A 26342-nucleotide genomic window follows, 5' to 3' on the forward strand; every position below is an offset into this window, starting at 1 on the left:
TTGGCCCGCCCGGGCTGCCCCGGCGCCACCGCGGCGGCGTTTTTAATCAGCGACCCCCGCCCCGGCCCGGCACCGTGCCCGCCGGGCGAGCCGGGGCACAAGGCCGCCCCCTGCCATGACCCCACCTCCCGCCACCGTGCCACCCCACGCCGACACGCCGGCTCCGGGCCTCAAGCGCTCGCTGCAGGCGCGCCACCTCAGCATGATCGCCATCGGCGGCTCCATCGGCACCGGCCTGTTCGTGGCCTCGGGCGCCATGGTGTCGCGGGCTGGCCCCGGCGGGGCGCTGCTGGCCTATGTGCTGATCGGCGCCATGGTGTACTTCTTGATGACCAGCCTGGCCGAGCTGGCCGCCTACATGCCGGTGGCGGGCTCGTTCTCCACCTACGGATCGCTGTATGTCGACCCCGGCTTCGGCTTCGCCCTGGGCTGGAACTACTGGTACAACTGGGCGGTCACGGTGGCGGTGGAGCTGGTGGCGGCCCAACTGGTCATGCAGTACTGGTTTCCGGCCGTACCGGGGGTGTGGTGGAGTGCGCTGTTCCTGCTGCTGGTGTTCGCGCTCAATGTGATCTCGGTGCGTGGCTTTGGCGAGGCCGAGTTCTGGTTCGCCCTGATCAAGGTGCTGACCGTGCTGTGCTTTGTGGTGCTGGGCCTGCTGATGATCCTGGGCGTGTTCCGCGGCCAGCCCAGCCCGGGGCTGAGCCACCTCACGCTGGGCGAGGCGCCCTTTGTGGGGGGCATGCCGGCCCTGCTGGGGGTGGTGATGATCGCGGGCTTCTCGTTCCAGGGCACCGAGCTGGTGGGCGTGGCCGCCGGTGAGTCGGTCGACCCGGCGCGCAACATCCCGCGCGCGGTGCGCCAGGTGTTCTGGCGCATCCTGCTGTTCTATGTGCTGGCCGTGGGCGTGATCGGCGTGCTGCTGCCCTACACCGACCCCAACCTGATCAAGACCGACCTGCGCGAGGTGGGCGTGAGCCCCTTCACCCTGGTGTTCGAGCGCGCCGGCCTGGCCCTGGCCGCCGGGGTGATGAATGCGGTGATCCTGACGGCCGTGCTGTCGGCCGGCAATTCGGGCCTGTATGCCTCCACCCGCATGCTCTACAACCTGGCGGTGGAAGGGCGGGCCCCGGCCGTGTTCAAGCGCCTGAGCGGCCACGGTGTGCCGGTGCCGGCCCTGCTGGCCACCACGGCCATGGGGGCCCTGTGCTTTCTGAGTTCGCTGGGGGAGGGGCAGACCGTGTACCTGTGGCTGCTGAACCTGTCGGGCATGACGGGCTTCATCGCCTGGTTGGGCATTGCCATCAGCCACTACCGCTTCCGCCGCGGGCTGCAGGTGCAGGGCATCGACATCGCCGGCCTGCTGCCCTACCAGTCACCGTTCTTTCCCTGGGGGCCTTTCTTTGCCTTTGGCATGTGCCTGCTGGTGGTGCTGGGCCAGAGTTTTGACGCCCTGCACGGCAGCGGGCCCGTGCCCTGGGGCGACCTGATCGCCACCTACCTGGGCATTCCGGTGTTCGGGGCCATGTGGTGGGGCTGGCGCCTGGTGCACGGCAGCCGGCTGGTGCCCTATGCCGAGATGCATTTCCCGGGCGCACTCGAGCACCGCCGCCGGCCTCAGTAGACGGCGCCGGGCCAGGTCAGCGAGGTCGCGCCCCGGCGCCCGACGGATTACTCCGCCGGCTGGAACCGCGGCTGCACGATGATCTTCACCGCCGACTCGTTGTTGTGGATCAGCGTGTCGAAACCCTGGGCCACCAGGTCCTCCAGCTGGATGCGCTGGGTGATGAAGGGCGCGAGCTTGATCTTGCCCTGCTCGACCAGCTCGATGGTGGCCTGGTGGTCGTTGCAGTAAGCGATGGTGCCGCGCACGTCCAGCTCCTTCATGACCACGCTGTGCACGTTGATCGTGGCCGGATGGCTCCAGATGGACACGATCACCACCACGCCCGTGGCCTTCGTCACGGCCACCAGCGTGTCGAGCACGGGGTTGACGCTGGAGCATTCGAACGCCACGTCCACGCCCTTGCCGCCGGTGAGCCGCATCACCTCGGCCACCACGTCCACTTCGGAGGGGTCGAGGATGTGGTCGGCCACGCCCGACTCCCGCGCCTTTTCCTTGCGTTTGGCGCTCAGTTCGGTGATGAAGACAGTCAGGCCCTTGGCCTTCAGGATGGCGGACAGCAGCAGGCCGATGGGGCCGGCCCCGCCCACCAGCGCCACGTCGCCCGCCTTGGCACCACTGCGGGTGTAGGCATGGTGGCCCACGGACAGCGGCTCGATCAGCGCGGCCTGATCCAGTGGAATGGCATGGGAGATCGGATGCACCCAGCGGCGCTTCACGGCAATCCGCTCGGACAGCCCGCCGCCACGCCCGCCCAGGCCGATGAAGTTCATGTCCTTGGACAGGTGGTAGTGGTCGCCCGGCCCCGTGGGCACGTCGTCGGCCACGATGTAGGGCTCGACCACCACGTGCTGGCCGACCTCGATGTCATCCACCCCCGCGCCCACGGCGTAGACCACGCCTGAAAACTCATGCCCCATGGTGATGGGCGCGGACTCCCCCGAGATGGGGTGCGGATGGCCGCAGGGCGGGATGAAGATCGGCCCTTCCATGAACTCATGCAGGTCCGTGCCGCAGATGCCGCACCAGGCCACGGCGATGCCCACGGTGCCGGGCTCCACCACGGGTTCGGGTATGTCTTCGATGCGGATGTCGCCACGGTCGTAGAAACGTGCTGCTTTCATGATTCAACTTTCTGGTCTGTGAGGCTGGGTCAATGGGCGGCTGGGCCGCCCCATGGAAGATCGTGAACAGGTTGTTACCGCAGGTGGTGCACCTGCTGCAGGCCGTAGACCTGCACGGGCAGCCCTTCCTGGCGCGCCTTGAGCTGCAGCGCCAGGTACAGCGAGTAATGGCGCGACTGGTGCAGATTGCCGCCGTGGAACCACAGCGCCTGCTGCTGCGTGGGCTTCCACATATTGCGCTGCTCGCCCTCCCAGGGGCCTGGGTCCTTGGTGGTGTCCGAGCCCAGGCCCCAGACCTTGCCCACCTTGTCGGCCACCTCCTGGCTGATCAGGTCGGCCACCCAGCCGTTCATCGAGCCGTAGCCGGTCGCGTAGACCACCAGATCGGCCGGCAGCTCGGTGCCGTCGTCCAGCACCACCGCGTTTTCCGACAGGTGGCTGATCTGCTTGCCCGCCTGCAGTTTGATGCTGCCGTCGATCACCAGATCGCAGGCGCCCACGTCGATGTAGTAGCCCGAGGCGCGGCGCAGGTACTTCATGAACAGGCCCGAGCCGTCATCGCCGAAGTCCAGCATGAAGCCGGTCGCCTCCAACTGGCGGTAGAACTCCGCGTCGCGCTCGCGGATGCGGTCGTACAGCGGCACCTGGAAGTCGGCCATGATGCGGTAGGGCAGCGAGGCGAAGATCAGGTCCGCCTTCCTGGTCGTCACGCCGCTGGCCACGGCGCGCTCCGAATACAGGTCGCCCAGGCCGATGTCCATCAGCGAATCGGAACGCACGATGTGGGTGGACGAGCGCTGCACCATGGTCACGTCGGCGCCATGCTCCCACAGGGCCGCGCAGATGTCGTGCGCGGAGTTGTTGGCACCGATCACCACCACCTTCTTGCCCGCGTAGGCGTCGGGGCCCGGGTGCTGCGACGAGTGCTGCTGCTCGCCCTGGAAGACCTCCTGGCCCTTGATCTTGGGCACGTTCGCCTTGCCCGACATGCCGGTGGCGAACACCACATGCTGGGGGCGCAGCACCAGCGTCTCGCCATCGCGCTCCACGGTGACTTCCCACGCCTGGCTGGCCTCATCGAAGCGGGCGTTGAGGCAGTTGGTGGAGGGCCAGTAATTCACCTCCATCACCTTGGTGTACATCTCCAGCCAGTCGCCAATCTTGTCCTTGGGTGCGAACACGGGCCAGTTGTCGGGGAAAGGCATGTAGGGCAGGTGGTCGTACCAGACCGGGTCGTGCAGGCACAGCGACTTGTAGCGGTTGCGCCACTGGTCGCCAGGGCGCGCCTGCCGGTCGATGACGATGTGCGAGACCCCCAGCTGGCGCAGCCGCGCACCCAGCGCAATGCCGCCCTGGCCGCCACCGATGACGAGCACGAAAGGCTGGGTCTCGCGGCCCAGTTGCGCGGCCTCCTGCTGGCGGCGCTCCAGCCAGGTCTGGCGGCCGCGCCGGATGCCGTGCTCGGCCCCCATGGGGCGGCGCGTGCCCAGGGGCTCTTCATGCCCCTTGAGCTCCTGGGCGGCCGTCAGCAGCGTCCAGATGCGCCCGTCCTTGATGCGTACATGGCCGCTGCCGCGCGCATGGCGCGTGTCGACCACGATCCAGGCGGACACCATGCCGTCGGCTTCCTCCACCGCCTCGCGCTCGTCCAGCGAAAAGCGCACGGGCGCCACGGCGTCGAGCTGGGCGGCCAGCATGTCGGCGATCTGGCTGCGCCCTTCCAGGGTCTTGAGGTTCCAGGTCAGCAGCACCAGGTCGCGCCAGTAGCATTCGTCGGCGAACAGGTGGCTGGCGGCCGCGGCATCGCGGTCTGCCAAAGCATGGTTGAGTGTGTCGAGCAGCGCCTGCGCCCGGGCGCGGGCCGTGTCATGGGTCATGGTTGTCTCCTGAATGTTGGTCATGCCCGCTGGTTTTGCTGCGGGCAGGCGTTCTCAGGCAATCGCCATGCCATGCCTGAGAGGCCAGCCGGGCAGGCATGCCGTGCCAGCAAAATCAATGACTTGCGTGCAGGCCCCTGGCACAAACCCTGGGCTCAGGGCCCCGTTTTTCACCCCCGCCGCACGCGACAGCTGGCGCAGCCCTGCGACACCTGTCGCACCGGGCCTGCTGCAGTGCAGCAGCGGCAGTGGGTAAACCTCCATTGGCGCGGGCAGGCAGGGGGCACAGAATCGTCGGCGGCACGTTCACCGACCGCACCGAATCCCTCCCATGTCCCTGCAGTCCTACGCCTCGCACGTCCAGGAAATCGAAGCCTTCGGCCTGGGCTACTCCAACCGTGGGCAAGAGCGCGACCGCGCGGTGCTGCGCAGCTGGCGCCGCTGCATCGATTCGCACCGGCTCGATCCGGCCCGCACCAGCGAAGCCCACGTCGTCACCGAAGGCCAGTTGCGCACGCACCGCGAGGAATCCGAAGCGCTGATCCATATCGCCCGTCAGGCCCTTGAGCGGCTGTACCACCAGCTCAAAGGTCTGGACTACGTGCTGCTGCTGGCGGACCGGCATGGCGTGGCCGTGGACTTCATGGGGCACGAGGCCGATGCCGGCGACCTGCGCCGTGCGGGCCTGTACCTGGGCGCGCAATGGCGCGAGGACCACTCCGGCACCTCGGCCGTGGGGGCCTGCCTGGAAACCGGCGAAGCGTTGACCGTGCACCAGAGCGACCATTTCGACTTCACCCACACCGGCCTGTCCTGCACGGCCGCGCCGATCTACGACCTGCGCGGCGAACTCGCGGCGGTGCTGGACCTGTCGCTGCTGCGCTCGCCCGTCGAGCGGGCCAGCCAGAACCTGGCGCTCAACCTCGTCGTGGCCGCCGCGCGGCGCGTGGAGCAGGCCAACCTGATGGCCCAGTCCGGCCAGGACTGGGTGGTGCGCCTGGCCCAGTCACCCGATTTCCTCGACGTCGATCCCGACGCCTCCATCAGCGTCGACGCACGAGGCCGCATCCGCGCCATGACCCACGCGGGCGCCCGCCTGCTGGCCGCCGTCGCGCAACTGGACTGGCGCCAGCGCCAGAGCCTCATCGGCCAGCCGCTGGAGCGTTTCTTCGACCTGGACCTGCGCGACCTGTCCGAGCTGCGCCGCCATCGCCCGGCGCAGGAGCGCCTCATCCGCGCCCGCGATGGCAGCATCCTCTTCGCCCACGCCATGGAGCCGCAGCGCCGCACACGCCGCCCGCCCGCGCAGGCAACGGCGCCGCAGCCCCCTCTGCCTGCTGCGCTGCAGGCGCTGGAAAAGGGCGATGCCGCGCTGCAAGCGCTGCTGCGCAAGGCCGCCCGGCTCGCGCCGCAAGCGCTGCCGATCCTGGTGCAGGGGGAGACCGGCGCAGGCAAGGAATACCTGGCCCGCGCCCTGCATGCCTGCAGCGGTCGCAGCGGCGCCTTCGTCGCCATCAACTGCGCAGCCATTCCCGAGGCGCTGCTGGAAAGCGAGTTGTTCGGCTACTTGCCCGGCACCTGGACCGGCGGCGCCAGCAAGGGCCGCGAAGGGCTGATCGCTGCGGCACACGAAGGCACGCTGTTCCTCGACGAGATCGGCGACATGCCGCTGGCCCTGCAGGCCAAGCTGCTGCGGGTCTTGTCCGAATCCGAGATCACCCCCTTGGGCGCTCGTGCGCCACGAGCGGTGTCCGTGCGCTTCATTTCGGCCTCGCACCGTTCGCTGGCCGAAATGGTCCAGCGCGGCAGCTTCCGTGAAGACCTGCTCTACCGCCTCAACGCCGCCGAGTTGCACCTGCCTGCGCTGCGCCAGCGCAGCGACCTTCTGCCCCTGGCCGAGCAGATGCTGGCCACCTTCGGCCGCCATCTGCACCTGGGCGACGCCGCGCGCGCCCTGCTGGCCGCGCACGCCTGGCCCGGCAACCTGCGCGAGCTGCACAACGCGCTGCGCTATGCCGCAGCCCTGTGCGGGCCCGATGGCGACGGCCGCATCGAGCCCGAGCACCTGCCCGATGCGCTGAACCGTGCCCCAAATGGCGCCGCCATGGCCCACAGCACCGGCGTGCCTGCCGCCCAGGCGCTGGAGCAACTGCTGGCGCAATGCCAGGGCAATGTCTCAGAGGCAGCACGCCAGCTCGGCGTCAGCCGTTCAACGATCCACCGCCGTATCCAACAGCTCCAGCTTGGCGTGCGGCATGCCCAATGGCGCGGGCCTTAGAACACGTTCTTAGAACGCGCTTCATCCGAAAGCCCATGCGAACGGCCCCCGCTGCGCCAAGCCGTCAATAGACCGCGCCGGCCCGTGGCGCCGCCGCGCTGCCCTCGGCCCCCAGAAAATCGGCCGCCAGACGGCGCGCCGCCTGGGCGTACAGCGACACATCCACGCCCACGGCCACAAAGGTGGCGCCCAGGGCCAGGTAGTGGCGCGCCAGTTGCGGGTCGGAGGTCAGGATGCCGGCGGCCTTGCCGGCGCCGACGATGGTCTGGATGGCGCCTTCGATGGCGGCCTGCACCTCGGGGTGGCCGGGCTTGCCGCGGTGGCCCATCGAGGCGGCCAGATCGGCCGGGCCGATGAACACCCCGTCCACACCCTGGACGGCGGCAATCGCGCTCAGGTTCTTCAGGGCGGTCACGCTCTCGGCCTGCACCAGCAGGCAGATCTCATCGTCGGCCACATCGAGGTAGTCGGCGCGCAGGCTCCAGCGCGAGGCGCGGGCAATCGCGCTGCCCACACCGCGGATGCCCTGGGGCGGGTACTGCACGGCGCGCACCATCAGTTCGGCCTGCTCGGCGGTGTCGACCATCGGGATCAGCAGGTTCTGCGCGCCGATGTCGAGCAACTGCTTGACCAAGGCCACCTGGCCTTCGACGGCGCGCACCACGGGCTGCGAGCGGTAGGGGGCCACCACCTGCAGCTGCTGCAGCGTGGTCTGCAGGGTGTTGGGGGCGTGTTCGCCGTCGATCAACAGCCAGTCGAAGCCGGCGGTGGCGCTGACCTCGCTCAGGTACGGTGAGGCGGCAGACAGCCACAGGCCGATCTGGGCGCGCTTTTCGCGCAGGGCTTGCTTGAAGGGGTTGGCGGCCGGCTTGCTCATCGGGTGGGATCTCCTGAAAGAGCGGGCCGGCGCATCAGCTCGGCCCGCGGTGGATGTGACAGATTGTTGATTCTGCGTCTTTTTGAGCTGTCACCTTCATCGCCGCCTTCATGACCACCCTCATTGCCAGCCAAAGCGCCCGGCATACCAGCGCTTGACCGCCGTGGTCAGCAGGCCATAGCCCAGCAGGATCAGCAGCAGCCAGCCAAAGTAGGCCGGCGGCAGGGCCTGCAGCCTGAAGTAGCCGGCCCAAGGGCCTTGCACCAGGAAGACGCCCAGAGCGGCCACACCGGCGGTCATGCCCAGCAGCAGCGGGGCCGGGCGGCTTTGCACAAAGGGCAGTCTGGGGCTGCGCAGCAGGTGCACGATCAGCGTCTGCGTGAGCAGGCCCACCACGAACCAGCCCGACTGGAACAGGGTCTGGCGCGCCTCGCTGTTGGCCCCGAACACCCACCACATGAGGGCAAAGGTGGCGATGTCGAAGACCGAGCTCAGCGGCCCGAAATACACCATGAAACGGCCGATGCCCTCGGGGTTCCAGCGCAGCGGCTTTTGCACCAGCTCGTCGTCGACGCGGTCGAAGGGGATGGCGGTCTGCGAGAAGTCGTACAGCAGGTTCTGCACCAGCAACTGCAGCGGCAGCATGGGCAGAAATGGCAGGAAGGCGCTGGCCACCAGCACCGAGAACACGTTGCCGAAGTTCGAGCTGGCCGTCATGCGCAGGTACTTCAGCAGGTTGCAGAAGGTGCGTCGGCCCTCCAGCACGCCCTCCTGCAGCACCATCAGGCTTTTCTCGAGCAGGATGATGTCGGCGGCCTCCTTGGCGATGTCCACCGCGCTGTCCACCGAGATGCCGATGTCGGCGGCGCGCAGCGCGGGCGCGTCGTTGATGCCGTCACCCATGAAGCCCACCACATGGCCGTTGCGGCGCAGGGCGCGCACGATGCGCTCCTTGTGCAGCGGGGTCAGCTTGGCAAACAGCTGGTGCTGTTCCACGCAGGCCGCCAGCGCGGTGTCGTCCAGTGCGTCCAGCTCGGGGCCCCGCACCACGGTCTGGGCTGGCAGGCCCACCTGGGCGCAGACGCGGGCTGTCACCAGTTCGTTGTCGCCGGTCAGCACCTTCACGGCCACGCCGCTGTCGGCCAGGGCCTGCAGGGCGGGCGCGGTGGATTCCTTGGGCGGGTCGAGAAAGGCCACATAGCCGATCAGGGTGAGGGCGCTTTCATCGGCCACGCCGAACACGGTCTGGTCCAGCGGCAGCTCTTTCATGGCCACGGCGACCACGCGCAGGCCCTCGCGGTTGAGCTGGGCGGCCACCTCGTGCACGCGGGCCAGCACCTCGCCGTCCAGGGGCTGCTCGCTTTCACCCTCGGGCCCCTGGGTGCGAACCCGGGTGCAGATGGCCAGCATCTCCTCGAGTGCGCCCTTGCAGATCAGCTCATGGTGGTGGTCCTGCTCGGCCACCACCACCGACATGCGCCGGCGCACGAAGTCGAAGGGGATCTCGTCCACCTTGCGGTAGTCCTGCGCCAGGCGCAGCTCGGTGGCCATCTCCACATGCTCCAGCACGGCCCGGTCGAGCAGGTTCTTCAGGCCGGTCTGGTAGTGGCTGTTGAGGTAGGCGAACTTCAGCACCTCGTCGCTGGCCTGGCCGAACACATCGGTGTGGCGCTCCAGCACGATGCGGTCCTGGGTCAGCGTGCCGGTCTTGTCGGTGCACAGCACGTTCATGGCGCCGAAGTTCTGGATCGCGTCCAGGCGTTTCACGATCACCTGCTTGCGCGACAGCATCACCGCGCCCTTGGCCAGGGTGGTGGTGACGATCATGGGCAACATCTCGGGCGTCAGGCCCACCGCCACCGACATGGCAAACAGAAAGGCCTCGCCCCAATGCCCCTTGGTGAAGCCGTTGACCAGCAGCACGATGGGCACCATCACCAGCGCAAAGCGGATCAGCAGCCAGCTCACGCTGTTGACCCCGCTCTGGAAGGCCGTCACCGTGCCTTCGCCCGCGTTCATGTGGGCCGCCACGGTGCCGAAGTAGCTCTGGTTGCCGGTGGCCAGCACCACCGCAGTGGCCGAGCCCGAGACCACGTTGGTGCCCATGAACAGCAGGTTGTGCTGTTCCAGCGGGCCCTGGCCCGGGGCCGCCTCGGTGGGCTGCGGGTTGGGTGGGGCGTGCGGGTCGTGTGCGCTGACAAACTTCTCCACCGGCATCGATTCGCCTGTCATGGCGGCCTGGGCCACGAACAGGTCGCGCGCGCTCAGCACCCGGCAGTCGGCCGGGATCATGTCGCCCGCCGACAGCTGCAGGTGGTCGCCCGGCACCAGCTCGCGGATGGGGCGCTCCTGTGACTGCGGTGCCGCGCCGCCGGCCGGCACCCGCCACACCGTGGCGGTGTTGCTGACCAGGGCCTTGAGCGCCTCGGCAGCCCGGCTGGAGCGGGCCTCCTGCACGAAACGGATCACCGTGCTCAGGACCACCATGCTGCCGATCACCACCGTGGCCTTGCTGTCATCGGTGAGCCACGACACGGCGGCCAACAGGGTCAGCAGCAGGTTGAAGGGGTTGTTGTAGGCCCGCCACAGGCGCTGGCCAGCGGTGGGCGGCTGGTCGTGGGCCACCTCGTTGGGGCCCACGCGGCGCAAGCGCTCGGCGGCCTCGGCCTCGCTCAAGCCGCCGGCGGTCGCCTGCAACTGCGCCAGCACCTGTTCGGGTGTGGCCTGGGCGGCCCGCATCAGCAGCGGCACCAGCGGGCCGGCGGCGCTGGGCCGCGCCTCGGGCGGGTGGGCCAGGCTGTGGTCCAGCCAGGCGTGGCGGCCAAACAGGCGGTTGGTGTAGCGGCGGCGCAGCAGGGGCGCCAGCCAGCGGGGCAACAGGGCTCGCATGTCAGGGGACTTTCGGTCGGAGCGGGGCGGTTTCGGGGCGCAAAAAGGCTTCTTGAACCGGCGTTCTCCGGCCCACTATGCGCCTATATGGCTAGTTTGACCGTTCAGCTTGCTGGCATCATGACGGGATGACGAACAGTTACGAATCCGAGGACTGGAACGACACCGTCGCCATCGACGACGAGGACACGGCGCCCCTGGCGCTGGCCGATGCGGCCGGCCCGATCTGGGCCGTGGGTGAGGCGCGCCCCTATCCGGCCGAACGGGTGTCCCTGGGGCGTTGGATGCTGGGCGGGCTGAAGGCGGGCTTTTTTGTCTCGCCGGGCGTGGGCCATGCCCAGCCTTCGCCTTTTCAGGTGCTGCTGCTCACGGTGCTGGCTTCGGGCCTGCTGCTGGGGCTGGCGCGGCTGGAGGTGCCCGGCCCCGCCATTTTTGACTGGCGCGCCTGGCTGGTGCCCTGGTGGATGACGCTGCTGTCGTTGTGGGGCGCCTGGTTTGCCCTGCCGCCCGAGCGCGTGGCCGAGATCGATGACGACCCCTGGCACCTGCGCGGCCTGGGCACCTGGTTTGCGCTCAGTTCGGGCGTGGCCCTGCCCGCGCAGCTGGTGCTGCAGGCCCTGTCGATCGCCGTGGTGCGCGAATGGCTTCCGGCGCAGACCGTGGCCCTGCAATGGGTCTATTGGGGCCTGTACCTGGGCCTGTCGCTGTGGCTGTGGGCGGCGGTGGTGCGGCTGACGGCCCGTTTTGCCGGCCCGCGCTGGCGCCTGGGCCTGTTTGCGGCCTTGCTGGCCGGCCTGTTCGCCCTGGCCATCTGGCAGTTCCCGGACCGCCCCTGGGCCCCCGATGAAAGCGCCGAGCTGGCCGCCGCCGACACCCCTGAGCCCCCGCGCCTGCACCTGAGTCAGGCCGTGTTCGAGGCCCAGCAAGCCCTGTGGCCTGCGGCCGAGCAGGCCCTGGCGGCGCAGCGCGAGGGCGTGGTCGATGTCTATGGCCTGGTGTTCGCCCCCGACGGCAGCGAGGCGGTGTTCCGCCGCGAAAGCCAGCTGGTGGCCGATGTGCTGCGCCAGCGCTTTGACGCCGAAGGCCGGGTGCTGCACCTGCTGAACAACCCCGAGACCGCCACCACCTTGCCCTGGGCCACGCCTGAGAACCTGGGCCGCGCCATCGGCCTGCTGGCCACCCACATGGACCGCGAACACGATCTGCTGGTGGTGTACCTGACCTCGCACGGGGCGCAGAACTTTCAGCTGGCCGCCAGCAACGACCCCTTGGAGGTGGCCCCGGTCGACCCCGGCCTGCTGCGCCGCCTGCTCGACGAAGCCGGCATCCGCAACCGGGTGATCATGGTGTCGGCCTGCTTTGCCGGCGGCTGGATCGAGCCCCTGGCCACCGACACCAGCCTGGTGATCACCGCCTCGGATGCCGAGCACACCTCCTACGGCTGCGGCCGCCTGTCGGAGCTGACCTTCTTCGGCCGGGCCGTGGTCGACGAGCAATTGCGCCAGACCCACTCCTTCACCCAGGCCTTCGAACGGGCCCGCCTGGTGATCGGCAAGCGCGAGGTCGAGGCCGGCAAGCCCGACGGCCCGTCCAACCCGCAGATGCGCCTGGGCGCCGGCCTGGTGCCGGTGCTGGGGGCGCTGGAGGCGCGGCTGGGGCCTTGACCGCGCCTGGATGCGATCGGCGCAGGTGCGGCGCCGATCCCTGGCGAGGGCGCCGGCAGCAAGCCGGTGCAGTATGTACAATTTTGTGTACAGATAGGAGCTTGCCATGGACACCATCACCTACACGGCGGCCCGCGCCCGGCTGGCCCAGACCATGGACCGGGTCTGCAATGACCACGAGCCCTTGATCATCACGCGCAATGGTGAGCAGCAGGCCGTGGTCATGCTGTCGCTGGAAGATTACAAGGCGCTCGAAGAAACGGCTTACCTGCTGCGCAGCCCCGCCAACGCCCAGCGCTTGCTGGCCGCCACCGCTCAATTGAATGCGGGCCAGGGCCAGGTCCGCACGCTGGCAGAGTGAGGCTGATCTTTGCCGACAGCGCCTGGGACGACTACCTGGACTGGCAGCAGCACGACCGGCGCATGGTCGAGCGCATCAACCGGCTGATCCGGGAGACCGAGCGCGAGCCTTTTGCCGGCATCGGCAAGCCAGAACCCTTGAAGCACGCGCTGGCTGGCTACTGGTCGCGCCGCATCAACGACGAGCACCGCATGGTGTACCGCATCGATGGCGATGCCCTGTGCATCGCACAGCTGCGCTACCACTATTGAATCGGGTTGAACCGGGGCCGAGCGCCACTTCCGGTCTTGCCCACACCCTGCCACGGCTGACACAGCTTTGCGCTATGGTGACGCGCATGAAGCCTTCATTTTTCAGTCTGGGGTGGCGCACCCTGTGGCGTGACCTGCGCGCCGGTGAGCTGCGCCTGTTGATCGTGGCCGTGACCCTGGCGGTGGCGGCCCTGAGTGCGGTGGGGTTTTTTTCGGACCGGCTCAAAGGAGGGCTGCAGCGCGATGCCCGCCAACTGCTGGGCGGCGACGCGGTGCTGGCCAGCGACAACCCGGCCCCGGCCGCCTTTGCCGAGCGGGCGCGGGCCCTGGGCCTGCAGGTGGGGGCCACCCAGACCTTTCCGACCATGGGGCGCGCGCCCGATGAGCAAGGCGGTGCCAGCCGCCTGGTGGCCCTGAAGGCGGTCAGCCCGGGCTACCCGCTGCGCGGCCAGTTGCTGGTGTCGACCACGGCCGACGGCGCTGGTGAGCCCACGCGCGAGGTGCCGGGGCCCGGCGAGGTGTGGGTGGATGCGGCGGTGCTCGAATCGCTGGACCTGCACCTGGGCGACCCCCTGCTGCTGGGCGACAGCCGCCTGCGCATTGCGCGCGTGCTGGTGCTGGAGCCCGACCGCGGCGCCGGCTTCATGAACTTTGCCCCACGGGTCATGGTGCGCGAATCCGACCTGGCGGCCACCCGCCTGGTGCAGCCCGCCAGCCGCATCAACCACCGCCTGGCGGTGGCTGGCGAGGGCCCGGCCGTCAAGGCCTTCACCGACTGGGCCGAGGCCGAGATGAAACGCAGCGGCCTGCGTGGCGCCCGCATCGAGTCGCTGGACAGCGGCCGCCCCGAGATGCGCCAGACCCTGGACCGGGCCGAGAAATTCCTCAACCTGGTGGCCTTGCTGGCCGCCTTGCTGAGTGCCGTGGCCGTGGCCCTGGCCGCACGCGGCTTTGCCGGCAGCCACCTGGACGATTGCGCCATGCTGCGGGTGCTGGGGCAAAGCCAGCGCACCATCGCGCTGGCCTATGCCTTCGAGTTCGTGCTGGCCGGCGCGGCCGCCAGCCTGCTCGGTGTGGTGCTGGGCTATGCGGTGCACTACGCCTTTGTGGCCCTGCTGGCGGGCCTGGTGGACGCGGCCCTGCCGGCCGCCACGGCCTGGCCCGCGCTGCTGGGCCTGGGCATGGGCCTGACCCTGTTGGTGGCCTTCGGTCTGCCGCCGGTGCTGCAACTGGCGCAGGTGCCGCCGCTGCGCGTGATCCGGCGCGACCTGGGCGGGCTCAAGCCGGCCTCGTTGCTGGTGCTGGGCCTGGGCGTGGCGGGCTTTGCGGCCTTGCTGATGGCCGTCAGCAGCGACCGCCTGCTGGGCCTGATCGCCGTGGGCGGCTTTGCCGGCGCCGTGCTGCTGTTTGCCGGCCTGAGCTGGCTGGCCGTGCAGGCCTTGCGCCGCAGCGTCAACGAGAGCACCGCGCCGCGCTGGCTGGTGCTGGCCACCCGCCAGGTGTCGGCCCGCCCGGCCTATGCGGTGGTGCAGGTCAGCGCCCTGGCGGTGGGCCTGCTGGCCCTGGTGCTGCTGGTGCTGCTGCGCACCGACCTCATCAGCAGCTGGCGCCAGGCCACGCCACCCGACGCGCCCAACCGCTTCGTGATCAATGTGCTGCCCGAGCAGGCGGCTGATTTTCAGGCCGCGCTGCGCCAGGCCGGGGTGGGCCAGTTCGATTGGTACCCCATGATCCGGGGCCGCCTGGTGAGCATCAACGGCCAGCCCGTCAAGCCCGAGGACTACCCCAGCGAGCGGGCCAAGCGCCTGGTCGACCGCGAGTTCAACCTCTCCAACAGCGCCGAACGCCCCCCGCACAACCCGGTGGTGGCAGGCCGCTGGACGCCCGAGGAGGCCGGCGCGGTGAGCGTGGAAGAAGGCATTGCCCAGACCCTGGGCCTGAAGCTCGGCGACCAGCTGCGTTTCGACATCGGCGGCGTGCAGACCGAATCGCGCATCACCTCGCTGCGCAAGGTGGACTGGGGCTCGCTGCATGCCAACTTCTTCGTCATCTACCCCGTGGCCAGCCTGCCCGATGTGCCCGTCACCTACCTGGCGGCCTTCCGGGCCCCGGCCCAGCGCGGCTTTGACAATGGCCTGGTGCGGCAGTTTCCGAACATCACCAATGTGGACATGAGCAGCACGCTCAACCAGATCCAGCGCGTGCTCGACCAGGTGGTGCAGGCGGTGGAGTTCCTGTTCGGCTTCACCCTGGCCGCCGGCCTGGTGGTGCTGTTTGCCGCCGTCACCGCCACCCGCGAAGAGCGCGCCCGCGAGTTCGCCATCATGCGCGCCGTGGGGGCCAGCAGCCGTCTGCTGCGCCAGGTGCAGGGCGCCGAATTGCTGGGCGTGGGTCTGCTGGCCGGCTTTCTGGCCAGTGCGGTGGCGGCCGGCGTGGGCTGGGGCCTGGCGCACTTCGTGTTCGATTTCCCCTGGACGGTCTCACCCTGGGTGCTGCTGGGCGGCGCCGCCGCCGGTGCCGTGCTGGCCCTGGCCGCCGGCTGGTGGGGCCTGCGCGAGGTGCTGCGCCGGCCGGTGGTGGAGACGCTGCGGCGGGCCGCGGCGTGAGGCCGGCCTGGGCGGTGTTGAGCCGCAAGCCGCGGTTTACGGAAGCGACAATGGTGGCCTATGAGCACCGATGACACCCCGCAAACGACCAACCCCGCCCCCGCCACCCCCTTCGAATGGATCGGCGGTGAAGAGCGCGTGTTGGCGCTGACCGAGCGCTTTTATGATCTGATGGACCTGGAGCCCGGCTACCACGACCTGCGCGCCGCGCACGGCCCCGACCTGTCGAATGCGCGCCAGCGCCTGTTCTGGTTTCTGTGCGGCTGGCTGGGCGGCCCTTCGTATTACACCGACCGCTTTGGCCACCCCATGCTGCGGGCGCGGCACCTGCCTTTCCCGATCGGCATCAAGGAGCGCGACCAGTGGGTGGCCTGCATGGACCAGGCCATGGGCGAGACGGGCGTGCCTGAGGACTTGCGGACTCGCCTCAAGGAGAGCTTTTTCGGCACGGCCGACTGGATGCGCAACAAGGGCATCTGAACGCCTCGGGCCTGGGTGCGTAACATACGCGGCCATGACCGAAACCACTTCTTCCTCCGTGCGCCTGCGCCCCGCCACCCAGGCCGATGTCGACACCATCCTGGGCTTGATCCGGGGCCTGGCCGAGTACGAGAACCTGCTGGACCGCGTGGTGGCCACGCCTGAGAAGCTGGCCGACACCTTGTTCGGCGCCCACCCCGCCGCCGAAGTGCTGCTGGCCGAGCTCGATGGCCAGGTACAGGGCTTTGCGCTGTTCTTTCACAACTACTCGACCTTTCTGGCCCAGCGCGGCCTGTACCTCGAAGACCTGTTTGTGCGCCCCGAGGCGCGTGGGCGGGGCGTGGGCAAGGCCTTGCTCAAGGCCCTGGCCGAGCTGGCCGTGCAGCGCGGCTGCGGGCGTTTCGAGTGGTCGGTGCTGGACTGGAACCAGAGCGCGATCGATTTCTACCAGGCCATGGGCGCCACCGTGATGCCCGACTGGCGCATCTGCCGTGTCACGGGCGAAGCCTTGACGCGGCTGGGGCAGCCGGTCTGAACTTTCCCCTGAATCAAGCCTGGGCGCGCAGCGCCTCCAGCCGCCGCACCAGGGCCAGCGGCGTGAGGTCTTCGAACATCGGGCCGATCACCTGCAGGCCGATGCGCAGACCGTCGCGGTCGCGGCCCACCGGGGCGCTGGTGGCGGGCAGGCCGGCCACGGTGGCGATGCCGGGCCAGAAGACCTGCGGCCCCAGGGGTTGGGCCTGGCCGTCCATCTGCACTGTGGCGCTGGCCCAGTCCATGGGGTCGATGTGCGGGTAGGCGGTGCAGCCCAGCACGGGGGTGAGCACCACGTCGACCTGTTCGAACAAGGCCTGCCACTGCTGTTGCAGGCCGGCGCGGCGGTCCAGCAGGGTCAGCCATTCGTGGGCGCTGATGGACGTGGCACCCGGCTGGCCGCGGGTCATGAAAGTGTTGAGCAGGCCGGCATAGATCTGGTGGGCCGTCTGCAGGTTGGGCAGGCGTTCGCTGCTGCGCAACACGGTGCAGCCGCCGGCCTGCAGGGTGTCGGCCACCGCCTGCAAGGCGGCCTGGGTGTCTTGCGACACGGGCAGGCCCGGGTGCTGGTCGAGCAGCAGGCAGCGTGCCTGCGCCATGTCGCGCGCGGGGGGCAGTTGCAGGGTGTAGGCCCGTGACTGTGGGGCCTCGGGGCCGGCCAGCACGCTCAGGGCCAGTTCCAGGTCGTCCACGCTGCGCGCCAGCGGGCCGATCACGGCCAACTCATTGGGGGCCCCGCTGCCCAGGCCCGGAAAATCATGGCCGCGCGCCGGCAGCAGGCCCAGGCTGGGCTTGTGGCCGTACACGCCGCAGAAGTGCGCCGGCACCCGGATCGAGCCACCGATGTCCGAGCCCAGCTCCAGGGCCACAAAGCGCGCCGCCAGCGCGGCGGCGCCACCGCCCGACGAGCCGCCCGGCGTGCGGCTCAGGTCCAGTGGGTTGCGGGTGCGGCCGTAGATCGGGTTGGCGGATTGCCAGTCGCCCAGGCCCACCGGCACATTGGTCTTGCCCAGGATCACGGCGCCCGCAGCCTTGAGCCGGGTCACGGCCAGGGCGTCGCGCTCGGCCCGGTGCTGGCGGGCAAACTCAAAACCCCAGGTGGTGGGTTGGCCAGCCAGGTTGAAGGATTCTTTCACCGTCATGGGCAGGCCCAGCAGGGGCTGGCGTTCACCACGCGCCAGGGCCTCGTCGGCGGCACGGGCCTGGCGGCGGGCCTGCTCGAAGTCGCGCACCACCACGGCGTTGATGGCGCCATCTTGCGCTTCGATGCGGGCGATGGCGGCCTCGCACAGGGCCAGGGCGCTGCATTGGCCACTTGCCAGCGCGGCCACCTGGGTGCGGGCATCGAGGTCGAGCAGGGCGTCAGCGGGCGAGGAGGGCAGTGAGGTCATGGCGGGGCCTGTGAAATAGGTCTCGCCATTGTGGCCCGAGCCCCTGGCCTGGCTCGTGTCAACCCGGTGACGGTCGCAGCAGCACCACCAGCGCGCCGGCCCCGCCTTCGGCCGGCCGGGCCTGCACAAAGGCCAGCACCTCGTTCTTCTGCACCAGCCAGCTTTGCACCCGGCCCTTGAGCACCGGGCTTTTGCCGGGCGAGCCCAGGCCCTTGCCGTGCACCACGCGCACACAGCGCAGGCCGATCTTGTGGGCTTCGCGGATGAACTGGCCCAGCGCCTCGCGCGCTTCGTCGGTGCGCAGGCCGTGCAGATCGAGCTGGCGCTGGATGCTCCAGACCCCGCGGCGCAGCTTGCGCGTGACCTCGACGCTGATGCCGGGGCGGCGAAAGCTCAGCGCGTCGTCGGTGTCGAGCAGGGTGCTGACGTCGAAGTCGTCGCTGATGGATTCGAGCAGCACACGTTGCTCGTCGAGCTGGTGCTGGTAGGGGACGGGCGCCGGCGGGTCGTTTTGCAGCAGCACGCGGCCATGGTGGCGCAGCGGGATCACCGGGCCCACGGCCAGCTCGAACAGGCGGTGCCGGGCCTGCTCGCGGGCGGCGGCCTCGCGGCGGGCGCGCTCCAGGGCTTCGGCCTCGGCGCGTTGCTGGGCCAGGCGTTTTTGCAGCTGCTTCAGGTCTTGCAGCGAGTGCAGCACCAGGGCGGCCGGGGGGGCGCTGGTGGAGGCAGCCGGGTGATGGGGCTGAGGCGATCGCATCACAGCAGCCCTTCTTCGGCCATCGACAAGGCCTGGCCGGGCGCCACGATCAGGTGGTCGAGCACGCGCACATCGATCAGGCCCAGGGCGGCCTTCAGGTGCTGGGTGAGGGCCTGGTCGGCGGCCGAGGGCTGCACCTGGCCGCTGGGGTGGTTGTGCGCCAGCACCACGGCGCCGGCCTGGTGGTGCAGGGCGCGCAGCACCACCTCACGCGGGTAGACCGAGGTCTGGTTGATCGTGCCGCGAAACAGCTCTTCAAAGGCCAGCAGCCGGTTCTGGCTGTCCAGAAACAGCACGGCAAACACCTCATGCCCCTTGTGGGCCAGGTGCAGCTGCAGGTAGCGGCGCACGGCATCGGGCGAGTCGAACACGGCGCGCTCGCTCAGCTGCTGGGCCAGGGCGCGGCGGGCCAGTTCGAGCACGGCGCTGAGTTCGGCCCGCTTGGCGGTGCCGCCCAGGCCCTTGATGCGTTTCAGGTCGTCCAGTTTGGCCTGCAGCAGGCCGGCCATGCCGCCAAAGGCGTCGAGCAGCTCTTGCGCCAGCATCAGCACGCTTTTGCCGGCCAGGCCGGTGCGCAGCAGCAGGGCCAGCAGCTCGGCGTCGCTGAGCGAGGCGGCGCCGCGCGCGATCAGCTTCTCGCGTGGGCGGGCTTCGGGGGGCAGGTTCAGCGGGCTCATGGGGGGTGTGGCGGAGAAGGGGGGCTGAAGCGCGGGAAAGGTGGGGCGGGCCGAAAAAGAAGCGAAAAGGACGCAAAAAAGAAGCTGAAATGAAGCGAAAGCTGGGGGCATAGAGCCCCGGGCTCAAAGGGGCTCTGGCTGGTTTTTTACAATGGCGGCCAGTTTATCGGGACTTCCATGTCAACAACGCCCTCTCAAGCATCTGTCGTTCAGCCGTCTTCCTTCCTGACCCTGCATTACCGCCTGGCCGGGCCGGCAGGGGACATCATCAATACTTTCGACGACAAACCCGCCACCTTGTCGCTGGGCTCGGGCGAGTTGTCGCCTGCGGTGGAGCAGCGGTTGATCGGCCTGGCCGAGGGCACCCGCACCCAGTTCGAGATCCCGGCCGGCGAGGCCTTTGGCGAGCGCAACCCCGACATGCTGCAATGGGTGGCGCGCAAGCTGCTGGCCCAGTTTGGCGACCCGGACGAGCAGTACGACGTGGGCGATGTGGTGCAGTTCCCCACGCCCGACGGCACCGGCAGCTATGCCGGCGCGGTGCAGCAGCTGAGCGATGACGCGGTGCTGTTCGATTTCAACCACCCGCTGGCCGGCCAGCCGGTCACCTTTGAAGTGCAACTGATTGGTGTTTTGTGATGAGCAGCGCCCCCGCCACCTCCCTGTCCGAAATCACCCTGGCCGAGCCGCGCGGCTTTTGTGCCGGCGTGGACCGGGCCATCGAGATCGTGGAGCGTGCGCTGCAGAAGTTCGGGGCGCCGATCTATGTGCGCCACGAGATCGTGCACAACACCTATGTGGTGAACGACCTCAAGAACAAGGGTGCGATCTTCATCGAAGAGCTCGACGATGTGCCCCCGGGCGCCACCCTGGTGTTCAGCGCCCACGGCGTGAGCCGGGCGGTGCAGGAAGAAGCCCGGGCGCGCGGTTTTTCGATCTTCGATGCCACCTGCCCGCTGGTGACCAAGGTGCACGTCGAGGTGGCCAAGCTGGCGCGCGAGGGATATGAGTTCATCATGATCGGCCACAAGGGCCACCCCGAGGTGGAGGGCACCATGGGCCAGTTGGACCACGGCATCCATCTGGTGGAAGACGTGGCCGATGTGGCCCGCGTGCAGCCCGGGCAGACCGATAAGCTGGCCGTGGTGACCCAGACCACGCTGAGCGTGGACGACGCCGCCGAGATCGCCGAGGCCGTGCGCCAGCGCTTTCCCAAGGTGCGCGAGCCCAAGCAGCAGGACATCTGCTACGCCACGCAAAACCGCCAGGACGCGGTGAAGATCCTCAGCCCGAAGGTGGACATCGTGATCGTGGTGGGCAGCCCGACCAGCTCCAACAGCAACCGCCTGCGCGAGCTGGCCGAAAAGCTGGGCACGCCCGCCTACATGGTGGACAGCGCCGCCGAACTGCAAGCCGCCTGGTTCGAGGGCAAGGCCCGCGTGGGCCTGACGGCTGGCGCGTCGGCGCCCGAACTGCTGGTGGAGCAGGTGATCGAGCGTCTGCGCGCCTTCGGGGCCGTGGCGGTGCGCAAGATGGATGGCATCGAGGAAACGCTGAAGTTTCCGCTGCCCAAGGGTCTGAAACTCGACGCTTGAGGATGTTGGACCTGAGCCGCAGGGCTCAGGTCCACAGATCCAGCGGCGGGTCGGCCACCACGGCGCGCAGGATGTCGGCGCGCGACAGGAAGCCGATCACGTGGCCGTCGTCCTGGGTCACGGGCAGGCCGGGCAGGCCCATGTCCAGCAGCACCCGGGCCGCGCGGCGCAGCGAGGTGTCGCCGGCCACGGCGGGCACGGGGGTGAGCATGATGTCGCGCACGCTTTTCTGGGCCAGCTGCCAGGCCGAGATGCCGGTGGCGCTGGGGGCGGGCATCAGCACCGGCGGCATCATGTCGGCGCGCAGCAGCAGCCCGATCAGCAGGCCTTGGGCATCCAGCACCGGGGCCTGGCCCACGCCGCGTGCGGCCAGTGCCTCCCAGGCCTCGGCCACGGTGAGCTCGGGTGACACGCTGAACACCTCGCGGCTCATCACGTCCTGCACCCGGTCCAGCGGCTGGCGCGTCGGGGGCTTGGCCTGCTGGGCATCGGCGTAGGTGGCCATGGCGTCGTTGCGCCGGGTGTGCAGGGCGTTGGCCGGCGGGCGTGGGGTGGCGGGCGGCAGCTCGAAGGCATCGCGGTGCAGGGCATCGCTGCGGTGCAAGGCGCGCGTGGCCGACAAGGCGCGCACCGGGCTCAGATCGGCCAAGTTTTCCATCGTGCCCCGGTAGATGGGGCCACCCAGACCAAAAACGTAGAACATGCGCTTCTCCGGAGCCGCCCGTGGGGGTCAGCGGTGGGGCCGCCCTGACAATCAGGGCTGGATACACTGCGAGCTTCGTATTTTGCGACGATTGCCTGCGCCATGATCTTGCGTTCCGACATTGAGGCCGCTTCGGCCCGCCTGCAACAGCAGGGCCCCCAAGGTTTTTTGCGTGCCACACCGCTGTGGCGACTGCCCGGTGCCACCCTGGGGGTGGCCGCGGCCGAGGTCTGGCTCAAGCTGGAGCACCTGCAGGTCAGCGGCAGTTTCAAGGCCCGTGGCATGTTGAACCGCCTGCTGGCCCAGCCCATCCCGGCCAGCGGGGTGATCGTGGCCTCGGGCGGCAATGCCGGCATTGCCACTGCGGCGGCGGCCCGCGCCCTGGGCGTGCCCTGCGAGGTGTTCGTGCCCGAGGTCTCCCCTGAAGCCAAGCGCCAGAAGCTGCGCGAACTGGGCGCCCAGGTGCAGGTGGTGGGCGCCACCTATGCCGAGGCCTTCGAGGCCTGCATGGCGCGCCAGCAGGTCAGCGGGGCCCTGATCACCCATGCCTACGACCAGCCCGAGGTGGTGGCCGGTGCCGGCACCCTGGCGCGTGAGATCGAGGCCGAGGCCGGCCTGCCCGACAGCGTGCTGGTGAGTGTGGGCGGCGGCGGCCTGATCGGCGGCATGGCCGCCTGGTTCGAGCAACGCGCCCGTGTGGTGGCCCTGGAGCCCGAAGGCGCGCCCACCCTGTTCCGCGCCCGCGAGGCCGGTCAGCCCGTGGACGTGGCCGTGTCGGGCATTGCGGCCGACTCGCTGGGCGCGCGGCGCATCGGGGCCATCGGCTGGCAGGTGACGCAGGCCCAGGTGGGCCAGGCCCTGCTGCTGGGCGACGACGCCATTGCCAAGGCCCGCAAAACCCTGTGGAGCGAGTTCAAGCTGGCGGTCGAGCCGGCCGCCGCGCTGGGCCTGGCGGCCCTGCAGTCGGGCGCCTATGTGCCGGCCCCCGGCGAGAAGGTGTGCCTGGTGCTGTGTGGCGCCAATTTCGACCCCGCCACCCTGGCCTGAAGCGCGCCACCGGAACCGCCCTGAGACCCCTCGTTAAAATCGCCCCATGCTAGACATCAATTCCCTGCGCAAAGACCTCGATTCGGTCGTCGCCCGCCTTGAAACCCGCAAAAAGCCCCAGGCCTACCTGAATGTGGACGCCTTCCGCACCCTGGAGGCCGAGCGCAAGACCCTGCAGACCCGCACCGAAGAGCTGCAGGCCCAGCGCAACACGCTGTCCAAGCAGATCGGCCAGCGCAAGTCCAAGGGCGAGAGCGTGGACGACATCATGGCCGCCGTGGCCGCCATCAAGACCGAGCTCGACACCTCGGCCGCCCGCCTGGAGGCCCTGCAGCCCGAACTCAACCACCTGCTGATGGCCGTGCCCAACCTGCCGCACGAGTCGGTGCCGGTGGGCTCGGACGAGTCTGGCAACGTCGAGGTGCGCCGCTGGGGCACGCCGGGCCAGTACGACTTCGAGGTGAAAGACCACGTCGATCTGGGCGAACCCCTGGGCCTGGACTTTGACATGGGTGTCAAGCTCTCGGGCTCGCGCTTCACCGTGATGAAGGGGCAGATCGCCCGCCTGCACCGTGCGCTGTCGCAGTTCATGCTCGATGTGCAGACGCAAGAGCACGGCTACACCGAATGCTATGTGCCCTACGCCGTGAACACTGATTCGCTCAAGGGCACGGGCCAACTGCCCAAGTTCGAAGGCGATCTGTTTGCCGCCAAGAAGGGCGGTCAGGACGGCGAACCCGTGCCCGACCACGCCGCGCTCTACCTGATCCCGACCAGCGAAGTGCCGCTGACCAATTTTGTGCGCGACGTGGTGCTGGCCGAGGGCGAGCTGCCGATCAAGCTCACGGCCCACACCCCGTGCTTCCGCTCCGAAGCCGGCAGCTATGGGCGCGACACCCGCGGCATGATCCGCCAGCACCAGTTCGACAAGGTCGAGATGGTGCAGATCGTGCACCCCGAGCGCAGCTACGAAGCCCTGGAGGCCATGACCGGCCATGCCGAGGCCATTCTGCAGAAGCTGGGCCTGCCCTACCGTGTGATGGCGCTGTGCACCGGCGACATGGGTTTTGGCTCGGCCAAGACCTATGACCTGGAAGTGTGGCTGCCGGCGCAGAACACCTACCGCGAGATCAGCTCGGTGTCGAACTGCGAAGCCTTCCAGGCGCGCCGCCTGCAGGCCCGCTTCAAGAACGCCCAAGGCAAGAACGAGCTGGTGCACACTCTGAACGGCTCGGGCCTGGCCGTGGGCCGCACCCTGGTGGCCGTGCTGGAGAACAACCAGCAGGCCGACGGCAGCATCACCGTGCCCGAAGTGCTGCGCCCCTACATGGGCGGCCTGACGGTGCTCAAGCCCTGAGCCTGGCCCACCCAGGCGCCGCCCGGTTGAGCGCATGATGTTTCGCCTGGGCGGCTGGTCACCCGCGCGCCGCCTGCGCGCCAAGTTCGTGCTGCTGGCCCTGCTGCCCCTGCTGGGGGCGCTGGGCCTGATGGCACTGACCGTGGCCCACCAGGACCACGAGCTCGCCGAGCGCGAGCGCGTGCTGGTGCTGCAGACCTACATGAACGCGCGCCGGGTGGAGCTGCGCCACTACGTGGATTTGGCTGTCAGCACGGTGCGCCCCCTGTACGACAGCGGGCAGACCGACCCGGCCACGCGCCAGCAGGCGATCCAGCGCCTGGCCTCTCTCGACTACGGCAGCGACGGCTACTTCTTCGTGTACGACCTCGATGGTGAAGTGCTCATGCACTCGCGCCAGCCCGAGCTGCTGGGGCGCAACCTGTGGAACCTGCGCGACCCCCGGGGCCAGCCCACCATCCAGCAGCTGATCGCCCAGGCCCGCCAGGGTGGCGGCTACGTGGAGTACCTGTGGCAAAAGCCCTCCAGCGGCAAGATGGTGCCCAAGCTGGGCTATGTGGTGGCCCTGCCGCGCTGGCACCTGATGCTGGGCACGGGCCTGTACCTGGACGACATGGACGACACCCTGACCCAGCTGGACCAGCAGGTGCGCAGCAACATCAGCGCCACCTTGTGGTGGATGCTGGGCATCGCCGGCCTGGCCCTGCTGTGCCTGAGCGTGAGCGGCCTGTGGCTGAACCTCAGCGAGCAGCGCATCGCCGACCAGAAGCTGCGCCTGCTGGCCCAGCGCCTGGTGCGTTCACAAGAAGACGAGCGCGCCCGCCTGGCCCGTGAACTGCACGACGGCAGCAGCCAGACCCTGGTGTCGACCAAGCTGCTGCTCGAATCCGCCCTGCACACGGTGCAGCACGGTGGGCCGCCGCCCGAGCACAGCCTGCGCCAGGCCCTGGCCCGCCTGGGCGACAGCCTGACCGAGATCCGGCGCCTGTCGCACCGCCTGCGCCCCGCCATGCTCGACCGCCTGGGCCTGCCGGCCGCGCTGGAGCAGTTGGTGGCCGAATGGAGCGAGGCCAGCGGCGTGGCCGCGCAGGTCTTTGTGGGCCCCCAGGTGCCCGAACTGGGCGAAGAGATCAAGACGGCGCTGTTCCGGGTGGCGCAGGAGGCCCTGGCCAATGTGGCCAAGCACGCGGCCGCCAGCCAGGTGCAACTGAGCCTGCTGGCCGACACCGGCAGCCCCGGCGAGGGCCCCACGCTGCACCTGCAGATCAGCGACGACGGGCAGGGCTTCGAGGCCGAGCGCCTGCACCACGATCCGCAGCAGGGCATCGGGCTGCGCAACATCCGCGAGCGCATGGCCGCGGTGGGTGGCTCGGTGGAGTTCTTGAGCGCGCCAGGGCAGGGCACCCAGCTCGATGCCCAGGTGCCCCTGGGCCCCGGGGCTGCCCCAGGTTTGAATCAGGAGTCTGAAGGATGAGCGAATCGGAAGTGCGCCTGCTGCTGGTGGACGACCACCCCATGGTGCGTGAGGGCCTGCGCGCCCGCCTGAGCCATGTGGCACAGTTCAAGGTGGTCGACGAGGCCGGCTCGGCCACCGAGGCCCTGCAAAGCCTGGTCCGGCACGACATCCACCTGGTGCTGATGGACATCGGCATGAAGCCGGTCAATGGCCTCGAGCTGACGGCCCAGGTGCTGGCGCGCTGGCCGCGCCTCAAGGTGCTGATGTTCAGCATGTATGACAACCCCGAATTCGTGCAGCGCGCCCTGCAGGCCGGGGCCAGCGGCTACCTGCTGAAGGACGCGCCGGCCGACGAGATCGTGGCCGCCATTGGCGTGGTGATGAGCGGCGCCACCTTTCTGAGCCCGGGCGTGTCGGGCCGGCTGTTCCGCAACGACCAGCCCAAGCCCCTGCTGTCGCCGCGCGAGGCCGAGGTGCTGAGCGCCCTGGGCCGCGGCGAATCCAGCAAGCAGATGGCGGCCCGCCTGGGCCTGAGCTTTCGCACCGTCGAGGCGCACCGCCAGAGCATCAAGCGCAAGCTCGGCATCGAGGGCCAGGCCGAGCTGATCAAGTACGCGGTGGAGCATGCGGGCGGGCAGTGAGGCGGGGCCTGAGACCGGGTTTCAGCGCTGAAATTGACGCGGGCGTGGGCGCGCAGGAGCGGGTGATGGGGAGGTGATGGGGAGGTGATGGGGCGGTGATGGGGCGGTGACAGGCCGGTGACAGGCGCCCTTGATCGTGCCGAAGGGCGCTTC

Annotated in this window: 22 protein-coding genes; 14 read left to right on the forward strand and 8 right to left on the reverse strand. The window is 69.3% G+C overall.

What is annotated here, in order from left to right; all coding sequences use genetic code 11:
• Positions 1–115 precede the first annotated feature (115 nt).
• Entirely contained in the window at positions 116–1624 is a 1509-nt protein-coding gene (locus L880_RS32325; protein ID WP_043329353.1) for an amino acid permease, read from the forward strand.
• A 47-nt stretch (positions 1625–1671) separates the two neighbouring features.
• Here L880_RS32325 and L880_RS0112525 read toward each other — a convergent pair whose 3' ends face one another.
• The gene (locus L880_RS0112525; RefSeq protein WP_019573984.1) at positions 1672–2748 is read right to left on the reverse strand and encodes a 2,3-butanediol dehydrogenase; all 1077 of its coding nucleotides are present in this window, start codon (positions 2746–2748) and stop codon (positions 1672–1674) included.
• 74 nt (positions 2749–2822) lie between these two features.
• Positions 2823–4625, reverse strand: a complete 1803-nt coding sequence (locus L880_RS0112530) for an NAD(P)/FAD-dependent oxidoreductase (RefSeq protein ID WP_027475969.1) — start codon at positions 4623–4625, stop codon at positions 2823–2825.
• 331 nt (positions 4626–4956) lie between these two features.
• Between L880_RS0112530 and L880_RS0112535 the strand changes: the two genes are divergently transcribed.
• Positions 4957–6903 carry a sigma-54-dependent Fis family transcriptional regulator gene (locus L880_RS0112535; protein WP_027475970.1) on the forward strand — a complete coding sequence of 649 codons (1947 nt, stop codon included), beginning with the start codon at positions 4957–4959 and terminating at the stop codon, positions 6901–6903.
• Between the two features lie 64 nt (positions 6904–6967).
• On the opposite strand, the gene hpaI is transcribed toward L880_RS0112535, so the two are convergent.
• Entirely contained in the window at positions 6968–7780 is an 813-nt protein-coding gene (gene hpaI / locus L880_RS0112540) for a 4-hydroxy-2-oxoheptanedioate aldolase (RefSeq protein WP_027475971.1), read from the reverse strand.
• A 120-nt stretch (positions 7781–7900) separates the two neighbouring features.
• Positions 7901–10669, reverse strand: coding sequence for a magnesium-translocating P-type ATPase (gene mgtA, locus L880_RS0112545; protein ID WP_027475972.1), 2769 nt, complete (start codon positions 10667–10669; stop codon positions 7901–7903).
• A 128-nt stretch (positions 10670–10797) separates the two neighbouring features.
• On the opposite strand from mgtA, the gene L880_RS0112550 reads away from it, so the two are divergent.
• From L880_RS0112550 to L880_RS0112575, 6 genes are all read left to right on the forward strand, one after another.
• Positions 10798–12333 carry a C13 family peptidase gene (locus L880_RS0112550; protein WP_027475973.1) on the forward strand — a complete coding sequence of 512 codons (1536 nt, stop codon included), beginning with the start codon at positions 10798–10800 and terminating at the stop codon, positions 12331–12333.
• Positions 12334–12439: 106 nt separating this feature from the next.
• Entirely contained in the window at positions 12440–12694 is a 255-nt protein-coding gene (locus L880_RS0112555; RefSeq protein WP_027475974.1) for a type II toxin-antitoxin system Phd/YefM family antitoxin, read from the forward strand.
• A complete protein-coding gene (locus tag L880_RS0112560; protein WP_027475975.1) occupies positions 12691–12945 on the forward strand; it encodes a Txe/YoeB family addiction module toxin in 255 nt (84 codons plus the stop codon). The genes L880_RS0112555 and L880_RS0112560 overlap by 4 nt, the downstream gene beginning before the upstream one ends.
• Positions 12946–13031: 86 nt before the next feature.
• The gene (locus tag L880_RS0112565; RefSeq protein WP_027475976.1) at positions 13032–15551 is read left to right on the forward strand and encodes an ABC transporter permease; all 2520 of its coding nucleotides are present in this window, start codon (positions 13032–13034) and stop codon (positions 15549–15551) included.
• 60 nt (positions 15552–15611) lie between these two features.
• On the forward strand, positions 15612–16031 hold the full coding sequence (locus L880_RS0112570; RefSeq protein WP_027475977.1) for a group II truncated hemoglobin: 420 nt from the start codon (positions 15612–15614) through the stop codon (positions 16029–16031).
• Between the two features lie 34 nt (positions 16032–16065).
• On the forward strand, positions 16066–16566 hold the full coding sequence (locus L880_RS0112575; RefSeq protein WP_027475978.1) for a GNAT family N-acetyltransferase: 501 nt from the start codon (positions 16066–16068) through the stop codon (positions 16564–16566).
• Between the two features lie 13 nt (positions 16567–16579).
• Here the strand turns inward: L880_RS0112575 and L880_RS0112580 are convergent, their stop codons facing one another.
• The 3 genes from L880_RS0112580 to radC are packed head-to-tail and all read right to left on the reverse strand — an operon-like array spanning position 16580 to position 19390.
• The gene (locus L880_RS0112580; protein WP_027475979.1) at positions 16580–17956 is read right to left on the reverse strand and encodes an amidase family protein; all 1377 of its coding nucleotides are present in this window, start codon (positions 17954–17956) and stop codon (positions 16580–16582) included.
• A gap of 58 nt (positions 17957–18014) precedes the next feature.
• Positions 18015–18713, reverse strand: coding sequence for a Smr/MutS family protein (locus L880_RS0112585; protein ID WP_027475980.1), 699 nt, complete (start codon positions 18711–18713; stop codon positions 18015–18017).
• Complete coding sequence (gene radC, locus L880_RS0112590) at positions 18713–19390, reverse strand: RadC family protein (RefSeq protein WP_027475981.1); 678 nt, start codon at positions 19388–19390, stop codon at positions 18713–18715. The genes L880_RS0112585 and radC overlap by 1 nt, the downstream gene beginning before the upstream one ends.
• 177 nt (positions 19391–19567) lie before the next feature.
• Here radC and L880_RS0112595 point away from each other — a divergent pair, with 177 nt between their 5' ends.
• Together L880_RS0112595 and ispH are read left to right on the forward strand one after the other, a co-directional pair.
• The gene (locus tag L880_RS0112595; RefSeq protein ID WP_019573972.1) at positions 19568–20029 is read left to right on the forward strand and encodes an FKBP-type peptidyl-prolyl cis-trans isomerase; all 462 of its coding nucleotides are present in this window, start codon (positions 19568–19570) and stop codon (positions 20027–20029) included.
• On the forward strand, positions 20029–20985 hold the full coding sequence (gene ispH / locus L880_RS0112600) for a 4-hydroxy-3-methylbut-2-enyl diphosphate reductase (protein WP_027475982.1): 957 nt from the start codon (positions 20029–20031) through the stop codon (positions 20983–20985). The genes L880_RS0112595 and ispH overlap by 1 nt, the downstream gene beginning before the upstream one ends.
• 25 nt (positions 20986–21010) lie before the next feature.
• Here ispH and L880_RS0112605 read toward each other — a convergent pair whose 3' ends face one another.
• Complete coding sequence (locus tag L880_RS0112605; protein ID WP_027475983.1) at positions 21011–21688, reverse strand: CBS domain-containing protein; 678 nt, start codon at positions 21686–21688, stop codon at positions 21011–21013.
• A 102-nt stretch (positions 21689–21790) separates the two neighbouring features.
• On the opposite strand from L880_RS0112605, the gene L880_RS0112610 reads away from it, so the two are divergent.
• Genes L880_RS0112610 through L880_RS0112625 form a run of 4 tightly spaced genes read left to right on the forward strand, consistent with a single transcriptional unit; the run spans position 21791 to position 26189 of the window.
• Positions 21791–22735 (forward strand): threonine/serine dehydratase, encoded by a 945-nt coding sequence (locus tag L880_RS0112610; RefSeq protein ID WP_027475984.1) that lies wholly within the window; start codon positions 21791–21793, stop codon positions 22733–22735.
• Between the two features lie 46 nt (positions 22736–22781).
• Positions 22782–24092, forward strand: a complete 1311-nt coding sequence (serS, locus tag L880_RS0112615; protein WP_027475985.1) for a serine--tRNA ligase — start codon at positions 22782–22784, stop codon at positions 24090–24092.
• A gap of 34 nt (positions 24093–24126) precedes the next feature.
• Positions 24127–25566, forward strand: coding sequence for a cache domain-containing protein (locus L880_RS0112620; RefSeq protein ID WP_051443274.1), 1440 nt, complete (start codon positions 24127–24129; stop codon positions 25564–25566).
• Entirely contained in the window at positions 25563–26189 is a 627-nt protein-coding gene (locus L880_RS0112625; RefSeq protein ID WP_027475987.1) for a response regulator transcription factor, read from the forward strand. Before L880_RS0112620 ends, L880_RS0112625 begins: the two co-directional genes overlap by 4 nt.
• The last annotated feature ends 153 nt before the right edge of the window (positions 26190–26342 follow it).

It is taken from the genome of Curvibacter gracilis ATCC BAA-807, from assembly GCF_000518645.1.
Lineage (GTDB): Bacteria > Pseudomonadota > Gammaproteobacteria > Burkholderiales > Burkholderiaceae_C > Curvibacter > Curvibacter gracilis.

What these genes read in the sequence shown, in the direction of transcription:
- L880_RS0112625 (WP_027475987.1), top strand. Translation starts at nt 25,563, where the DNA reads ATGAGCGAATCGGAAGTGCGCCTGCTGCTGGTGGACGACCACCCCATG.
- L880_RS0112610 (WP_027475984.1), top strand. Translation starts at nt 21,791, where the DNA reads ATGATCTTGCGTTCCGACATTGAGGCCGCTTCGGCCCGCCTGCAACAG.
- hpaI (WP_027475971.1), bottom strand. Translation starts at nt 7,780, where the DNA reads ATGAGCAAGCCGGCCGCCAACCCCTTCAAGCAAGCCCTGCGCGAAAAG.
- L880_RS0112575 (WP_027475978.1), top strand. Translation starts at nt 16,066, where the DNA reads ATGACCGAAACCACTTCTTCCTCCGTGCGCCTGCGCCCCGCCACCCAG.
- ispH (WP_027475982.1), top strand. Translation starts at nt 20,029, where the DNA reads ATGAGCAGCGCCCCCGCCACCTCCCTGTCCGAAATCACCCTGGCCGAG.
- L880_RS0112570 (WP_027475977.1), top strand. Translation starts at nt 15,612, where the DNA reads ATGAGCACCGATGACACCCCGCAAACGACCAACCCCGCCCCCGCCACC.
- L880_RS0112580 (WP_027475979.1), bottom strand. Translation starts at nt 17,956, where the DNA reads ATGACCTCACTGCCCTCCTCGCCCGCTGACGCCCTGCTCGACCTCGAT.
- L880_RS0112535 (WP_027475970.1), top strand. Translation starts at nt 4,957, where the DNA reads ATGTCCCTGCAGTCCTACGCCTCGCACGTCCAGGAAATCGAAGCCTTC.
- L880_RS0112605 (WP_027475983.1), bottom strand. Translation starts at nt 21,688, where the DNA reads ATGTTCTACGTTTTTGGTCTGGGTGGCCCCATCTACCGGGGCACGATG.
- L880_RS32325 (WP_043329353.1), top strand. Translation starts at nt 116, where the DNA reads ATGACCCCACCTCCCGCCACCGTGCCACCCCACGCCGACACGCCGGCT.
- L880_RS0112530 (WP_027475969.1), bottom strand. Translation starts at nt 4,625, where the DNA reads ATGACCCATGACACGGCCCGCGCCCGGGCGCAGGCGCTGCTCGACACA.
- L880_RS0112525 (WP_019573984.1), bottom strand. Translation starts at nt 2,748, where the DNA reads ATGAAAGCAGCACGTTTCTACGACCGTGGCGACATCCGCATCGAAGAC.
- L880_RS0112595 (WP_019573972.1), top strand. Translation starts at nt 19,568, where the DNA reads ATGTCAACAACGCCCTCTCAAGCATCTGTCGTTCAGCCGTCTTCCTTC.
- L880_RS0112555 (WP_027475974.1), top strand. Translation starts at nt 12,440, where the DNA reads ATGGACACCATCACCTACACGGCGGCCCGCGCCCGGCTGGCCCAGACC.
- L880_RS0112585 (WP_027475980.1), bottom strand. Translation starts at nt 18,713, where the DNA reads ATGCGATCGCCTCAGCCCCATCACCCGGCTGCCTCCACCAGCGCCCCC.
- mgtA (WP_027475972.1), bottom strand. Translation starts at nt 10,669, where the DNA reads ATGCGAGCCCTGTTGCCCCGCTGGCTGGCGCCCCTGCTGCGCCGCCGC.
- L880_RS0112565 (WP_027475976.1), top strand. Translation starts at nt 13,032, where the DNA reads ATGAAGCCTTCATTTTTCAGTCTGGGGTGGCGCACCCTGTGGCGTGAC.
- serS (WP_027475985.1), top strand. Translation starts at nt 22,782, where the DNA reads ATGCTAGACATCAATTCCCTGCGCAAAGACCTCGATTCGGTCGTCGCC.
- L880_RS0112620 (WP_051443274.1), top strand. Translation starts at nt 24,127, where the DNA reads ATGATGTTTCGCCTGGGCGGCTGGTCACCCGCGCGCCGCCTGCGCGCC.
- L880_RS0112550 (WP_027475973.1), top strand. Translation starts at nt 10,798, where the DNA reads ATGACGAACAGTTACGAATCCGAGGACTGGAACGACACCGTCGCCATC.
- radC (WP_027475981.1), bottom strand. Translation starts at nt 19,390, where the DNA reads ATGAGCCCGCTGAACCTGCCCCCCGAAGCCCGCCCACGCGAGAAGCTG.